Consider the following 15,687-nt stretch of genomic DNA (forward strand, 5'->3'; position numbering starts at 1 on the left):
CGCGCCGCTGTATCACCCGGCGTTCAAAGCCGTTGTGGGCGCGCGCAAAATCCTCGGCGCGGAAGGTCAGCGCAGCATTTTCAATCTCCTCGGCCCACTGCTGAATCCCGCACAGCCCGACTTCCAGCTCATCGGCGTTTTTGAGCCAAGCCTCACTCGCACTTTTGGAGAGATCTTGATCACGCTCGGACGCAAAGGCGCCTGGGTCGTGCATGGCACGGTGAAAAATGGTGGCGGCATGGACGAACTTTCCACGCTCGGCCAGAACCAGATCTGCAAAGTCGAGTCTGGTAGGCTCTCGAGCGATCTACTCGATCCACAAACACTCGGTTTTGCTCCGGCGAAGCTCGAAGACCTTGTCGGCGGTGATGCGAATGAGAATGCTGGCATGATCGAGTCCATCCTCAGTGGTCGTGACCCAGGGCCGAAGCGCGACATCGCCGTGCTGAATGCAGCGGCGGGCTTTGTCATCACGGGCAAAGCGGCTGATCTTGCTGCTGGCAAAGCACTCGCTGAGTCACTGATCGATCGTGGGGCCGCCCATGCGAAGCTGGTGGCACTGCGTGACTGGTGCTGATCACAAGATCGGCACACGAATCGTTCGCGCTGCTGGCATGGCTTGTGCCATGAGAGAGGTGTGATTTTTACTCCTGTTCTCGCTTAAGCCTCGTCCGTCGCCCATGATCTGCTGCTCATCAGTTCCGTCGTGCTGGCGGGCATCGGGCTCGGGCATGTCGCGATCGCGGGCACGCGGCTGGGCATCGCGGGGGTGCTCTTTGCCGGGCTGCTGGCGGCGCATCTCGGCTGGGTGCCGCAGGTGGAGGTGGCGCACTTTTTAAAGGACTTCGGGCTCGTGCTCTTCGTCTTCGCGCTCGGGATGCAGATGGGGCCGGGCTTCTTTGCCTCCCTGCGGAATGACGGGCTGCGTTTGAACCTGTATGCGGCGGCGCTCGTGATCGGCGGAGCGGTGGTGGCCTTCAGCGGCGGCTGGCTGATGAAGATGCCGTCCGCAGCCATCGCGGGTTTGTTTGCCGGAGCCACGACGAACACTCCCGCTCTCGGTGCCGCCCAGCAGGCGCTGCAAAGTGCGGGCGCCGAGGCCGCCACGACGACACTTCCGGCGCTGGCCTATGCAGCGACATATCCTCTCGCAGTCGTGGGCATCATCATGGCGCTAGTGCTTATGCGGGTGTTTTTCAAAGTGAACGTCGCAGATGAAGCGGAGGCGTTTCGACAAAAGCAAAGCGCCGGAGTAGAGCCATTGGAGCGCATGAATCTCCGTGTCGAGAACCCGAATCTCGAAGGCGTGGTGCTCGTGTCCGTGCCCGGCATTCACGAGACAGGCGTCATCGTCTCCCGCATCCGACGCGCCGGAGAAAGCGAGGTGCAGGCTGCCACACCCTCCACCGTGCTGCATGTCGGCGATGTCCTGCTCGTCGTGGGTACGCACGCTCACCTGGAGCAGTTCCGCCTCGTGATCGGCAGCGCGACGGAGGAGAACCTCATGAAAGCGCCGGGCAATGTCGGCTATCGCCGGGTGGTGCTGACGAACCGCGCCATGCTGGGCAAGACCGTCGGCGAACTCGGGCTCGACCACCTGCACAATGTCATCGTCACCCGTGTGAGCCGTGGGGATCAGATCTTCTCCGCGCTGCCAAACGTGCGTCTTCAGTTTGGCGACATGCTCCAGCTCGTGGGCGATGAAGACGCGCTGAAGTCCGCCACGGCGGTGCTCGGCAATGCCGTGCAGCAGCTTCAAGAGACGAAGTTTGCCGCCATCTTCGCGGGCATCCTCATCGGTGTCGTGGTGGGCATGCAGCCAATCCATTTCAGTTGGCTGCCAGCACCCGTGCGGCTCGGGCTCGCGGGAGGCCCGCTCATCGTGGCCATTCTCATGAGTCATCTCGGGCGACTTGGCCCGCTCGTCATGCACATGCCGATGAATGCGAATCGTGCGCTGCGTGAGCTCGGCATGATCCTCTTTCTGGCAAACGTCGGCCTGCTTTCGGGTGAGAAATTCGCCAGCACCGTCTTCACTACTCAGGGGCTGCAATGGGTGGCACTGGGGCTGGCGGTGACGCTGATCCCACTGCTCGCCGTCGGCATCGTCGCACGTCGTTGGCATGGCATGAATTACATGACCCTCTGCGGCCTGCTATCCGGCGGCATGACCGATCCTCCGGCTCTAGCCTTTGCCACCGCTCAGGCGCGCAGCGACTCGCCAGCCGTGGCCTACGCTTCCGTGTATCCGCTGACAATGCTCCTGCGCATCATCGTGGCGCAGGTCCTGGTGCTGCTATGAAGATCTTCAATCAAACCAGTTCCGCCAGCGGCCTGCCCTGATCCACGATGAAGTTCGGCCGGCCTTGATGATCCATGTAAGTCGCATCCAGCGGCACACCCATGTGGTGGTAGATGGTGGCGGCGAGGTCGCCAGGGGTGACGGGACGTTCGGAGATCTCGGCACCGTCTTTGGTGCTCGCGCCGATGACTTGGCCGTGGCGGAAGCCACCACCGGCGAGGCTCATGCTCATCACAACGGGCCAGTGGTTGCGGCCATCGGTGCTGCCTTGGGTGCCGAGGTTCGGGGTGCGGCCAAACTCGCCCATGGCGATGACAAGGGTGTCGTCCAACATGCCGCGCTCACCGAGATCGCTGACGAGCGTGGTGATGACGTGATCGAAGACGGGCAGCAGTGGGCGCAGGCCATTCCAGATACCACCGTAGGGCGGGATGTTGTCGCCGTGATTGTCCCAGGTGCCGGAGGCGCTGTGATTGCTGAGGTCGATGGTCACGAAGCTTGATCCGCGCTCGACGAGGCGACGCGCGAGTAGCGCCTGCTTGGCCCAATCGTGATCACCAAAGCGGTCGCGGACTTTTTGCGGCTCCTGGCTGAGGTCGAAGGCCTCCTGTGCACGCCCACCGGCGACGATGTCGAAGGCTTTTTGACCGAAGCTGTCCATCGCGGTCATCATGCCACTGGAGTCGATCTCCGCACGCAGACCATCCATTTGCCGACTCAGAGTCTGGCGGGCATGGAGGCGATCCATGCTGAGGCCGGAGGGCAGTTGGAAGAGCTTCGTGGCGTTATTGCCATCGAAGGGATCATACTGCGTGCCGAGATAGCCGCCCCAGCCCACATGCGAGCGCGACTTCATGTTCAGCACGACGTAGGGCGGCATCGCTGGATGATTCGCGCCGTGATGCTTCGCCACGATGCTGCCGAAGGAGGGGAAGTACTTCGCCTTCGGATTGGTGCGTGGCTCGTTGGCGAGGTTCGCGGTCTGCATGACCATGTTCGGTTCATGATTGCTGAAGCGACAATCCACCGAGCGGATGATCGTGAATTTGTCGAGCATCGCCGCCTGCTTCGGCAGGAACTCGCAAATGCGCACGCCGGGAAGCTTTGTCTTGATCGTCTTGAAAGGGCCGCGGTTCTCGATAGGCCGGTCGGGCTTCGGGTCCCAGGTGTCGATGTGAGATGGGCCGCCGGTCATCCAGAGCAGGATGACGGATTTGCCGCTCTTCGTGGTCTTGCCTTCCGCCTTCAGTTTCATCAGGCCGGGCAAAGTCAGTCCGCCGAGACCTGCGAGGCTCGTTTTCAAAACGGAACGCCTGCCATGCACGACCACACCATCGCGGAGGCGTGGATTCATGAAGGTGAAAGCGTGACCGTGATCGTGGGAGGCCATGCACACACCTACGTCGGCAAGCTGGCTATCTTCTCAGCACGAACTCTTTCGCATTTACGAGCGACCACGCGATGTCTTCGAGCGTGGCGCGGCGGTCTTTGGCGGAGACGAGGAGAGATTCCATGACAAGAGTATTCTCGCTATTGGCGACCTGCCTGCATTCCATCCTTGCACAAAGTCTCGGCTACCGTTCTCATCTACGCGTTAATTCATGCAATCCGATTTCTTCCACCCCGAAAAACTCCTCGCCGCAGGACCGGCGGCGAAAATCTATCGCGGTGTGGAGACCGCGACAGGACGGAAGGTGCTGATCAAGGCGCTGCTTGCTGACCACGAGGCCACGCATCCGCTGGACCGGGAGAGGCTGCAGTTGCTCGTCCATGCGCTGCTCCAGGTGCGACATCCCCAGATCGCGGGGCTGATCACGCTGCTGCCCACGGAGGAGGAGTTTGCGCTCGTGTATGAGTTCATGCCGGGGATCAGCGGGCGGGCCTTTGCTCAGGACAGGAAGCTCTCCACCACGGATCTGCGGGCGCTGGCGGTGCAGCTTTTAAACGCGATGCTGGTGGGCGAGCACCTGCGCCAGCCGCATGGAGATCTGAAGCCGAGCAATCTCATCATCGCCGACCATCCCGGCGGCGGGCTTTTCCTCCAGGTGCAGGACTGGGGACTCACTCTGGCGCGCGGAGAGCCTGCTCCCGAGACGCTGTGGTTCTCCGCTCCGGAGCGGCAGCACGGCGGGCCTGCCACCTCCCAGAGCGAGCTTTTCACTGCCGGGGTCAGCCTTTTCTATCTGGCCACCGGGGCCACGGCGGCCCAGGGCTCGACCGTGGAGGAAGTGCTGGCGGACCTGGGGTCCTTTGACCTCCGCCATGCGCTGACGCACATGCGCCCGGACATCGAAACATCCTTCGCGGACTGGCTGGCTTGGCTGCTCCAGCCCGATCCGACCCGGCGTCCGCAAACGGTGGCCCATGCTCTGGATGTGCTGATGCACTCCATGCACTCGGGGTTTGTTTACCAGCCGCAAACCGCCCCTGAAATGGCACCCGGCACGGCGACTGGTCCGCTGGTCACCGGACCACCGAACAGCAAAATCCCCCGCGCCGCCGCGCCCCGTCCGCCCCAGTCAGGGGCGAACGCGAAGCCCGGCTCTCCGGCCACGGGCATACTTTCCAAGCAGAACCCGCCCACCGGCATGATGCCGCGCCCGCAGGTCAAGAGTGGTGACGCCACGAGTGCCGTGAAGGCGGCTCCCGCGCCGACCAGGAAGGGCGTGAGTCTCAAGGTGGTGTTTGCCGTGCTGCTGAACCTGGGGGCGCTGGCCTTGGTGGGCTGGTTCTTCCGGGATTCGTTCAAGGATGGCGGTTGGAAGCAGTGGTTTTCCAGCCAGGATGCGCCTGCAGCGGCGGTCTCTGCCACGACTGCGGCGGAAGGCTCCGGGGTCACGGGGCGTCAGGTCTGGATCGAGCTGAAGGGCAAGGCCATCCTGAATCTGGCCGAGGTGCAGGTTTTCAGCGGCGCGAACAATATCGCCTTCCAAGGTGAAGCCTCGCAGAGCAGCGAGGAGTATGGCGGCAAAGCGGAACGCGCCATCGACGGCAACACGGATGGTGTCTTCGACAACAACAGTGTGAGCCACACACACGGCAAGACAGAGAACCCGGCATGGAAGCTGAAGTTCCCACGCGATGTCACGCTCAACACCATCATTGTCTGGAACCGAACCGACGATAAGTGGAAGGACCGCCTGAAGGATTTCACCGTCTCCGTCCGCGATGACAAAGACAAGGTGTTGTGGGAGAAGACCATCACTGAAGCTCCCGCGCCACGAGTGAAACTCGTCGTCGGAGAGTGACCCTAGCGGATCACCCGCGCCAGCCACTCGCGCAGCCGCTGCCGTTCAGGCATGTCACGCAGCACCCATGCGGCGCTGTGATTTGGGAAGGGCATGGGGACGAAGGTCCAGTCGCCAGTGAGGCCGGTGCTTTGCAGCCATTTCTCGGTGGCGGCGGTGGTGACTTCCTGGCTGATCCACTGCGGGCGGCTGCCGAGACGCTTCAGTCGCTCCAGGACAGCGGCTTCGCCACCATCGCCGGGCCAGCGGCGGGAGCCGTCGTAGTGACTGTGGCAGATGAAGCCGCACCAGAGCTTTGCGATCTCGTCATCATGCAGCCCGATGAAGTTGCAGGCGATGCTGCCACGCGAGAAGCCGGCGATGAAGACGCGCTGTGAATCGCCGCCGAAGCGGGCGCAGAGGTCGCGCACGGTTCCGAGGCAGTAGCGCTTCGTCTGCTCCACATCCCCCCACCACTTGGGGGCGTTTTGCGTGAGGCCGTCCTTCTCTTCGATGAAGGGAAGACTGGCCCAGATCACGTTTTTGCCACCACCGATGCCGTAACCAAGGATGCAGCCCTCGACACTGCCATCGCAGGTGTCGCCACGCGCGTCGGCGTAGGGGCCATTGCCGGCGTATTCGATGATGACTGGGTATTTCTTCTCTGGCTGCCAGTCGTTCGGAAGATGCAGCAGATGATGCACCTTTGTCTTTTCCCAGCCGGTGGAGGTTTGCGGCACGCGCTTCCCCGGCGCGGGCTGGCCCTGCGTCACGGCGGGCACAGTGAGGTCAGGCGGGATGGCTTTCCAATCCGGTGTCTGGGCCGTCAACGAGGTGACGGCGAACAACAGGCTGCTGATGAAAGCCCGTGGTGTCATATCGCTGGCGTCTCTGGCTTTGGTTTGAGGAAGCCCACCTCGGTGAGTTCGAGCTGCCACTGAGCCAGGAAAGCCTGCATCCGCGCGGAGGTGAAGGCACCGGGCAGGGCTCGGCCGAGATTACCTTCGGCGTGGCCGAGTTGATTGCCTTCCTCGCCCTTCGGCATCTCGGGATCAGGCACGCTGATGGTGAGTAGCTCACCCGTCGCGCTTTCGAAGATGCCGCGAAGCGCGTCCGGCGGCGCGGCAGCACTCACGTCATCCCAGCACATGATGAGTCGCACGGCAGGAGTACGCTCTTTGAACTGCGCCAAATCCTGTGCGCTGCCGATGACGATCACCGTGGGTTCGGTGGCCGTGGAGAGCACGGTGAGATCCGTGGTCAGAGTGATCAGAGGCTTGAACTGGGTGTAGGCCTGCAAGGTCTGGTGCAGTGGGCTGCCCGTCGGTGCGAGGCAGAGCAATGTCTCACCCGGTTGCGCCCATTCGGCCTCCATCAGTCGCAGTGCATTCGCGGTGGATTGGGTGGGGAGATTTGGCAGCTTGCGACTCTCGGTGCGCGCGGCAAACGCGTTCGCGCTCATGTCGAGCCACTGGCCATGCACAGCCTCCGTGGTGCCGTCGCGTGCTGGCATGGCCTTGCCAAAATGAACGCGCACAGGATAGCGCACCAGCTTCGGCCAGCGCTTGAAGCACTTTCCGCCTTCATGCGAAACGACGGAGCCATACAACCCCTCCAGATACACGGGCTGCACATGAGCACCGCCCTGACGAGCCATGAGCTCGAAGCCTTTGCGCAGGTCATTGAACATGCCATGACGCGTGATCTGACCTTCAGGGAAGAGGCACACGACCTGGCCCTCTTTCAAAGCGGCGGCGACATTGCGGATGGCGTCCTTTGCCCGTGTGGCAGAGATGGGCACGGTGCCCACGGCTGTGAGGAACCAGGTCACGAACTTGATGTTGTACAGCTCGTCCCACATGACGAAACGCACCTTGCGTCCACAGGCAGCGCCGAGCACGAAGGCATCGACATAACTGACGTGGTTCGAGAGCATGAGCACGCCGCCTGTCTCCGGCACATTCTGAGCATTCACCGGCCTGACTTTGTAGGCCAGCCGCACAATGGTGAGCAGGATGAAGCGCACCAGATCATGCGTGAGCAAGCGCGACATGTACACCGCCGCCACGAAGGCCAGCGGTGCCAGCGCGACGAGCTGCCAGCGCGCGGGGATGTGCGCCATGAGCATGAGCTTCACGACCACGATGTTCGCCACGATGGAGGCGAGGCAGTCCATGAGATTCATCGCCGAGAGCACGCGCGCGAGTTCATCAGGATGACTGCGCTGCTGCACAAAAGCATACAGCGGTGTCATGAAAGCGCCGCCTGCCAGCCCGATGCCGACCATGCCGAAATAGACAAGCGGCCCTGTCTGCGGAGCCAGCCCAGCCAAGAGTGTGGCCACGCCGAGGCCGATGCCAGCGATGGGGACGAGTCCCATCTCGGTGCGCCGCTTTGACGCCAGCGCAGCCAGCGCGCTGCCCACGATGATGCCGATGCCGAGCATCGCGGCCATGGTGGAAAGTGTGGTCGCCGCTGCTGCAGAGTCGCCTGGATGACGCTCACGACTCAGCGTGACGAGGATGGTGCCCACCGCGTTCGACATGAACCAGAAGTAGCTCACGCCAATGGCCGCCAGCTTGATGGGCCGGTTTCCAAAGACGAGCTTCAGATGCGTGAAATGCTCCGTCCACACACCACGATGGAAGTTCGTCGTCGAGTGCTCCGGTGTGCGCATGATCGCCAGAGCGCCGGGGATTTGCAGCAGCGCCAGCGCACTCACCACCAGCATCGGAATCCACGCCGAAGCCCACGGATCATTCAGCGCATGCAGCCGCGCGCCAAACCACGCCCCTCCCGCCCACATGCCGCTGAGGATGCCGATGAACATCGTCATTTGCAGCATCCCATTGGCCGGGCCGAGCCGCTTGCCACCCACCAGTTCCTTGATGATGCCCATCTTCGCCGGGCTGAAAAACGTGGCCTGAGTGGCGAGCAGGAAGAACGCCACGAGACTCAGCGCGAGGGTCATTTGCGCCTCATGCAGCACCATCGCCGCGATGAAGGCCCCAAACACGATCACCTGCGCCACCTGCATCCACACCATCACCGTCCGCTTCGAGTAGCGATCACTCAGCCATCCTGCCACCGGCGCAAAGAACACATACGGCACGCAAAAAATGGCCCCCAGATACACCTGCATCGAGTCCCCCAGCTCCGTCCCCGCCGCCACCGCGCCAGCAAAGGCGATGAGCAGCATCTTCACGAAGTTGTCGTTGAAGGCATTCAGCGCCTGCACCGCAAGCACGAGCCCGAGTGACCTGCGGTTTTGGGCCGGCAGGACGGTGAGTTGATTGAGGTCGGCAGAGTCAGCGGGAGCAGCGTCGGGCATGGCCGCCTATCAGGCACAGCCCGCACGAAGTTTCCAGATGAGAATCACGCGCGGCGTAGCATAGCCTTTCTAGGCTGTGTTTTCAGTGCTCACGGTCCTGTTTATAACTGAAGTGCAGGCTAAAAGGCCTATGCTGCCACCTACTTATGTCGTCCAGCGACCTCCACGAAAAGCTCCGCAAGATCGAGCGCCTCTACGCTCAGGCGACCAGTCCTGGCGAGAAAACCGCTGCCGCCGAGGCAATGGCGCGGCTCCAGGAACGGCTCGGCATCTCGCCCAAGCAGAAGGCCGAGCGCGTCATCGAGTATCGCTTCGTCCTTGCCGACGAATGGTCCAAGCGCCTCCTCGTCGCCCTGCTCCAGCATCACGGCTTGAAGCCCTATCGCCGCCACGGCCTGCGCCGGAACACCCTCCTCGTCCACACGACCAAACGCTTTGTGGACGAGACCCTCTGGCCACAGTTCATCACGCAGAGCGAGCAGCTTAAAGGCTGCCTGGATGCCGTCACGGACCGAGTGATTAGCGATGCCTTTCCTGAGAGGCGAGGGCGCAATGGGGGCTGAAGAAGCTAGAGTTTTTCTCGCCCGCCCCTGGAAAAACCTCGTCATGGCGGCGCGGACTGCTAGCGTCCGCGCTCGAAATGAAAATCGGCAAAACCTTCATTGGAGCGGCACTCGCGGGGTGCTTCGGCGGCGCGTTCACGGCGGATGCGGCGGACAGCACGCGCGTGGTTTTAAAAAGCGGCACGGAGATGCAGGGGCAGATCCTGCGGGAGCGCGATGACTCGGTCATGCTGGACCTCGGCTTCACCGTGCTCAGCGTGCCGCGCGCGGAGATCGCGACGCTGGAAAAGATCACAGCGAATGGCACGGCGGCTCCGGCGCAGGCGACACGCGGGGAAGACATTTATTTTGAAGAGCCGAATCGCGAGGCCCTCGCTGTGGAAAAGAACGTGGAGCGTGTGGCAGAGGCGGTGGTGCAGGTGCAGACGTCCTCGGGACTAGGGTCCGGCTTCATCATCAATAAGCTCGGCTACGTCGTCACGAATCAGCATGTCATCGCCGGCGAGCGCGAGATCACCGTCGTCGTGTATCGGAAAAAGCCCGGCGGGCTGGAGAAGCAGGCTTTCACCAAAGTGAAGATCATCGCCATGAATGGCTTCCTCGATCTCGCCATCCTCCAGATCGATGACCCCGCCGCCGAGAGCCTGCCCTTCGTGCCCGTGGGTGACTCGGATGCACTCACGCAGGGGCAGCAGGTCTTTGCCATCGGCAGTCCACTCGGCTTGGAGCGCAGTGTCTCGCAGGGCATCGTCAGTGTGAAGGCGCGCGAGACACGCGGCACCTGGTGCATCCAGAGCACGACGCAAATCAATCCCGGCAACTCCGGTGGCCCGCTCTTTAATTCACGCGGCGAGGTCGTCGGCGTGAACAACATGAAGATGGCCGGTGTCGGTGTGGAGGGCCTCGGCTTCTCCATCCCGGCGAACGTCATGAAGCCCTTCCTGAAAAACCGCGATGCCTTCGCCTTCGATCCCCGCAATCCGAACGCCGGCTTCCGGTATCTTCCCCCGCCGGCACCGCCCACGAAAACTGAAACGCCCAAAGCTCCCTGAGTCCACGTCTGCGAAATCATTCATCTCAAATCATCCATCATAATGAAATCCCCCCTCACCCTCCTCGCAGCCCTTTGCCTGCTGGCACCAGCTGCCCGCGCTGAAAAGCTCGAACAGTGGCTCAAGCTCCTGCCCAAAAACACGCTCGGCTTCCTCGCCATCAAGAGCGCCCCTGAACTCATGGCCGACTGGGAAAAGAGCGGCTATGGCAAGATGATGGCCGATGAAGAATTCAAGAAATGGACCGCGCCGATGTATGAAAACGGCGAGGCCGTCTGGGACAAGGAATTGAAGGAAAGCACGGGCGAAGGGCTCGAAGCCAACCTCAAGCGCGTCCAGGGGAGCGCGCTCATGGCCTTCGCGGCGGACTCACCGAAGGACTTCGAGAAGATGGACAACAACAACCCGATCATCATCCTTCTCGAAGTCGGTGACCAGCAGGCGAAGGTGGAGGAACTTCTCGCCAAAGAAGTCGATGAAGACATCGCCGAGGACAGCACGCTGAAGAAGATCACCAAAGATGTCGGCGGTGTGCCGCTGAACGTGCTCGCCGTGTCCGAGGAAGCTGATGCCGCCTGGAAACAGGCCTACGCCTTCGTCGATGGTGTGCTCGTGATGGGTGATAAGCCCGCCCTCTTCGACTACTTCATCCCCGCGCTGAAGAGCGGCACCGCCGAGACTTCAGACATCGTCCCCAGCCATCTTGCCCGTCACGCGCAGCTCACCGATGGCACCGCCGACATCTCCGTTTACACCAATGGCGAGGTGCTCATGAAGTGGCTCGAAGAAGGCCTGAGCCAGACGATGAAAAGTGGCAAATCCCAGATGCCCGTGGACCCGAAGATGATCTTCGAGGCGCTCGGCACGAAGGAATTTCAGTCCATCGGCGTCGGCATCGATCTCAGTGACACGCAGTCACGCGTCGATGTCACCCTGCTGCATCCTGCGAACCCATCGGGCCTGCTTTCCCTCTTCCGTGGCAGCAGCACGGAAGTGGCACTGCCCGCCTTCCTTCCGGCGGATGCACTCGCGGGACAAGTCTCGCGTCAGAGCCTCGGCGATATCTGGGATGGCCTGCTCGGCATGGTGAACAAGCTCGGCCCGCTCGCCATGATGGCCACGATGCAGGTCGGCCAGATCGAGCAGCAGATGGGCTTTAAAATCAAAGAAGACCTCTTCGGCAGCCTCGGCGATGAAATGGTGCAGGCCTCCGACGGCACGGCCACAGCCCAGAGCCAGGTCATTGGCATCAAAGTAAAAGATCGAGCCAAGCTCGCCGGGGCTCTCGATGGCTTGAAACGCTTCGTCGGTCAGGGCTTCGGCGCGGCTTTTGAAGAGAGCGAATACCTCGGCTACACGATCAGCACCTACAAAGCCAGCCAGGCCGCCGCAGCGGGTGCCGCCTCCACCGAGATCGGCTACTGCCTCACGGACGACTACCTGCTCTTCAGCACTGGCAAACAAGAGTTGCTCAAAAAAGTGCTCGGACGCATGAAGGAGCCCAGCGGCCCCAGCATCTGGGAAAGCGCCCGCACACAAGATCTCATCGCCATGCTGCCAAAGGGCTACAACGGCGTCGGCGTCTCTGATGCCAGCAAGCAGCTTCTCATGGTCATCGACGCCATGACCGCCGTGCAAAAGCAGGCCGCAGGGAAAAAGAAAGCACCCGCCGCGAAGAAAGGCCCGGGCAAAGGCCCGAAAGCCGGTGCCAGTGACAGCACGAAAGCCGATGGCCCCACCGAGTGGTTCGACCCCTCCGCCCGCCCATCCGAGGACATGTTTAAAAAGTACCTCGGCACCGAAGTCAGCGGCACCTACTCCCATCCCGAAGCCGTCCACTTCCGCATGCTCTCGAAGCCTGTGGAGTGACCAGAGTGGTCCTCACAGTCCTCTGTGCGGAATGCCTGCCCACGACCCAGACCGCACAGAGGACTGTGCGGACCACCTTTCACCATGCGTACGTTAGCCCTCGCCCTCCTCACCACTTCCGCTCTCGCAACCGATAGCCTTTACTTCGATGGCCCGGAGGTCGTGAAGCTGGACTGGAACACGGCCTGCCCACGCTCCGCTGATTTCAATGGCGATGGCCTCGCTGACATCGTCGTCATCAATCAAGACCGCGCGCGGCTCGAGTTCCTGCTCCAGCGGAAAGATGGCCTCCGCCCCGGCGAACCCGAACGCAGTTCGCGCACGGATCGCTGGAACCCCATTCTCGAAGTCTCGCGCTTCGATAAGCAGCCCCTCGTCATCGGCCATAGCGCCTTCGCTTTGACCGTGGGCGACTGGAATGGCGACAAGCGACCCGACATCGCCTTCGTGACCGATGAAGAGAAGCTCATCCTCCGCACCCAAGGCACGAAGCCCGGCGACTGGACGCAGAAGAAGGAGTTCATCCTCGACTCTACCGCCGACGATACCGAGTCCCTCATCTCCCCCGATCTCAATGCCGATGGCAAAGCCGATCTCGCGCTGCTGACGAACACGCGGCTCATGATCTGGCATCAGACGAAAGAGGGCTGGGCCGAGCCGAAAAGCTACGTCCTCGGCCAGCCCGGCTGCGGCGGCCTGCGCACTGGCGACCTGAATGGCGACGGCAAAGCGGACCTCTTTTACACCTCGCCCGATGCGGACGCCGTGCTTGTGCGACTCCAGCAAGACGCCGCCTCCTTTGGCGAAGAATGGCGGCTCGAAACCGAGACCAGCCGCTGCTGGGCGCACCCGATGAAACTTGGTAAAGATGCCAAAGCTACCGGCCTTGCCTATATCCACGACACCACCGGCATGATCGAAGTGGCAAAGCTCGCCACCGGCGAAGTCGAGCCCAACGCCGACCGCGCCGCCAGCATCCGCTACGCCATGCCCGCCAGCGATGCGAAGGGCGGCGCCGTGGCCTTCGGTGACTTGAATGGCGATGGCATCAGCGATGTCGTTTTGACCGAGGCCAAGAACGCCCGCCTCTGGTTCTTCGGCGGTGGCAAAGACGGCTCCTTCCGCGAGGGGCGCGAGTTTCCCGCCCTCAGCGGCATTGAAACGATCACCATCGCCGATGTCGATGGCGACTCGAAAGCCGAACTCATCGTCCTCAGCCCCGGCGAGAAATCCATCGGCCTCGCCCGCTGGCAAAAGGACCGCCTCGCCTATCCCGAAGTCGTTTATCAAAGCACCGACACGCTCCTCACACTCACCACCGGCAATGTCACCGGCGACAAAACCGCCGCCATCCTCGCGCTCGCCGAAGTGAAGAGCAAAGTCAGCCTCATCAGCCTGAAGTGGAGTGCCACCGACAAGAAATTCACACCCACCACGCAGGAGCTCATCAGCAGCCCGAGCAAGCCAAACGCCGTCCGCGTCATCGATGCCAATCAAGATGGCCGAGGCGATCTCGCCCTCTTCTCCACGCTCGCGCCGATGCAGATCCTCATCAGCCAAACGGACGCGAAGGTGCCCTTCAAACGCGCCGAAGGCCTGCCCGATTCCCTCGTCAACAAGCTCACCCCCATCGCCCTCACCGCCGCCGATGTGAATGGCGATGACAAAGCCGAGATCATTGTCGCCAAAGATCAGCTCGCCCGCGCCTTCCGCGTCGGAGCTGATGGCAAAGCCGTCACCGTCGAACAATTCAACGCCCCCGATTCCAGCTCCCAACTCAGCGCCGTGCTCGTCACGAAGGTTGATGGCAAAATGCGCGTCCTCCTGGCCGACAGCGCTCAGGAAAAGCTCCACGAGATGAGCGCCGGAACCGATGGCGTCTTCCGCGCCGCCCACACCCACGCCCTGTCATCGCTGGCCCCAGATCAGATCCATCTGCTCGGCGACAAACTGCTCATCATCGGCAAGACCAGCTTCGAGCTCACCCCACTCTCCGGTACCGCGCTGCGCCTCGATACCATCGTCTCCTTCGATTCCGAGCTGAAAGACACGAAGCCCTCCGATCTCATCCCCGCCGCCTTTTCCGGCCTCGGCACCGATGACCTCGCGCTCGTCGATTTCAGCGCCAGCCGCGTGCTGGAGTTCTTCCAGCCCACGGAGAAAACGCCCGCCGAATGGCAGAGCGCCATGTACTTCCGCGTCTTCGAGACCGATCCCCACTTCCGAGGCAAAAGCGGTCGCGAAAACGAACCCCACGACTACACCGCCCTCGATCTCAACGCCGATGGCAAGCTCGACCTAGCCCTCCTCGTGCATGACCGGCTGCTGATTTATCTGCGGAAGTGAGGTGTGATAGACCCTCTATCCGTCGGTCAAAGGCTCACGGGGTCGGTAGGAGTTTTGACAAGTCCGTGAGCACTCCGGCGGTTGCACTTACCGTTCCTTGCACGACCGCCGAGAAATCGCCATTCACGCCGCTCACCTTCTCCATTTTCACTGCTCCAGAGAGCGGCACCTCAGCACGATGGCTCGTCCCATCGATCACTTCGGTCCGAGTCACCACTTTGGCCCCAGTCTCGATGTAGGTCCCGGCCCATGACAGGGTCAAACCAGTGCCGTTGATTCCCCCATACCCTCGGCCCATGAAGGATTTCTCGTCCACCAGGGAAACCGTCACGGTCTGTTGCAGCGTGATCGGAGCCGTTGTCGTGGTGGTGGCTTTTTTGTAATTTTGAGCCACCGCAGTCGCAGCTTCAAAGCCGAAGCCGGCATTGGTAGAAATATCCACGATGGTTTTGTCCACATGTCGGGCGAAGAACCTCGATCCTTCGTTGATCGTATAGACATGCAGCACTGACCACCCTGCAATGAATGGCGTTTTCCCCTTTTGTGGCAGCACTCCATCCAGGACCAGTTTGGCGATCAGTTCCGCGTTGCCATACTTGGAGACTCGGATTTTCGAGATCGTTTCCTCCGTCTCCACTTTCTTGGTTTCATTCCCCTGTCGGTCAAAAGTCCTGACGGTGTAAGAGTTCGTCAAGTTAGCACCCCCTCCTTGTGCAGTGGGCACCACCTTGCCCTCGTCATCCTTGATCGTATTGGCCGGGGCGGTCTCATGCAGTGTCAACGCAAACGTGACCGTTCCAACTGAGCCCCAGTTCGTCTGCCCGAACGCAGTGCCTCCCACCAGGAGGATGAAATGTAGCATGAAGGACAGCGGGCTTTTGTTTGGAAAGGGCTGCATAAGCGGGTGTATTAGCGAGAGAACCCTTGATCCTCACCATCAGAAAAGTCATCGGAAAAGCACATGCATTTTTAACTTCGCACTCACGATAACAGTGAC

Annotated in this window: 9 protein-coding genes and 2 pseudogenes; 7 read left to right on the forward strand and 4 right to left on the reverse strand. The window is 61.6% G+C overall.

Annotation, left to right across the window (positions count from 1 at the left end; all coding sequences use genetic code 11):
* Both AC6FTP_RS11685 and AC6FTP_RS11690 read left to right on the forward strand, forming a co-directional pair.
* Nucleotides 1-577, forward strand: a pseudogene (locus AC6FTP_RS11685) (anthranilate phosphoribosyltransferase); the annotation flags it as partial.
* A 102-nt stretch (nucleotides 578-679) separates the two neighbouring features.
* Nucleotides 680-2,302, forward strand: a pseudogene (locus AC6FTP_RS11690) (putative transporter); the annotation flags it as partial.
* A gap of 10 nt (nucleotides 2,303-2,312) precedes the next feature.
* On the opposite strand, the gene AC6FTP_RS11695 reads toward AC6FTP_RS11690, so the two are convergent.
* On the reverse strand, nucleotides 2,313-3,656 hold the full coding sequence (locus AC6FTP_RS11695; protein WP_497207098.1) for a DUF1501 domain-containing protein: 1,344 nt from the start codon (nucleotides 3,654-3,656) through the stop codon (nucleotides 2,313-2,315).
* 247 nt (nucleotides 3,657-3,903) lie between these two features.
* Between AC6FTP_RS11695 and AC6FTP_RS11700 the strand changes: the two genes are divergently transcribed.
* Nucleotides 3,904-5,550: a protein kinase domain-containing protein gene (locus tag AC6FTP_RS11700; RefSeq protein ID WP_497207099.1), complete on the forward strand. Its 1,647-nt coding sequence runs from the start codon at nucleotides 3,904-3,906 to the stop codon at nucleotides 5,548-5,550.
* Between the two features lie 2 nt (nucleotides 5,551-5,552).
* Here AC6FTP_RS11700 and AC6FTP_RS11705 read toward each other — a convergent pair whose 3' ends face one another.
* Entirely contained in the window at nucleotides 5,553-6,407 is an 855-nt protein-coding gene (locus tag AC6FTP_RS11705; RefSeq protein ID WP_497207100.1) for an alpha/beta hydrolase, read from the reverse strand.
* Nucleotides 6,404-8,860, reverse strand: coding sequence for an MFS transporter (locus tag AC6FTP_RS11710; RefSeq protein WP_497207101.1), 2,457 nt, complete (start codon nucleotides 8,858-8,860; stop codon nucleotides 6,404-6,406). The genes AC6FTP_RS11705 and AC6FTP_RS11710 overlap by 4 nt, the downstream gene beginning before the upstream one ends.
* Before the next feature lie 146 nt (nucleotides 8,861-9,006).
* Between AC6FTP_RS11710 and AC6FTP_RS11715 the strand changes: the two genes are divergently transcribed.
* The 4 genes from AC6FTP_RS11715 to AC6FTP_RS11730 all read left to right on the forward strand — a co-directional run bounded on the left by AC6FTP_RS11715 (nucleotide 9,007) and on the right by AC6FTP_RS11730 (nucleotide 14,690).
* Complete coding sequence (locus AC6FTP_RS11715) at nucleotides 9,007-9,423, forward strand: hypothetical protein (protein ID WP_497207102.1); 417 nt, start codon at nucleotides 9,007-9,009, stop codon at nucleotides 9,421-9,423.
* Nucleotides 9,424-9,500: 77 nt separating this feature from the next.
* On the forward strand, nucleotides 9,501-10,475 hold the full coding sequence (locus AC6FTP_RS11720; protein ID WP_497207103.1) for a S1C family serine protease: 975 nt from the start codon (nucleotides 9,501-9,503) through the stop codon (nucleotides 10,473-10,475).
* A gap of 42 nt (nucleotides 10,476-10,517) precedes the next feature.
* Nucleotides 10,518-12,344, forward strand: a complete 1,827-nt coding sequence (locus AC6FTP_RS11725) for a hypothetical protein (protein ID WP_497207104.1) — start codon at nucleotides 10,518-10,520, stop codon at nucleotides 12,342-12,344.
* An 84-nt stretch (nucleotides 12,345-12,428) separates the two neighbouring features.
* Nucleotides 12,429-14,690 (forward strand): FG-GAP repeat domain-containing protein, encoded by a 2,262-nt coding sequence (locus AC6FTP_RS11730; RefSeq protein WP_497207105.1) that lies wholly within the window; start codon nucleotides 12,429-12,431, stop codon nucleotides 14,688-14,690.
* Between the two features lie 34 nt (nucleotides 14,691-14,724).
* Here the strand turns inward: AC6FTP_RS11730 and AC6FTP_RS11735 are convergent, their stop codons facing one another.
* Nucleotides 14,725-15,588: a hypothetical protein gene (locus AC6FTP_RS11735; protein ID WP_497207106.1), complete on the reverse strand. Its 864-nt coding sequence runs from the start codon at nucleotides 15,586-15,588 to the stop codon at nucleotides 14,725-14,727.
* Nucleotides 15,589-15,687 lie beyond the last annotated feature (99 nt).

The organism is Prosthecobacter sp. (assembly GCF_044378005.1).
Lineage (GTDB): Bacteria > Verrucomicrobiota > Verrucomicrobiia > Verrucomicrobiales > Verrucomicrobiaceae > Prosthecobacter.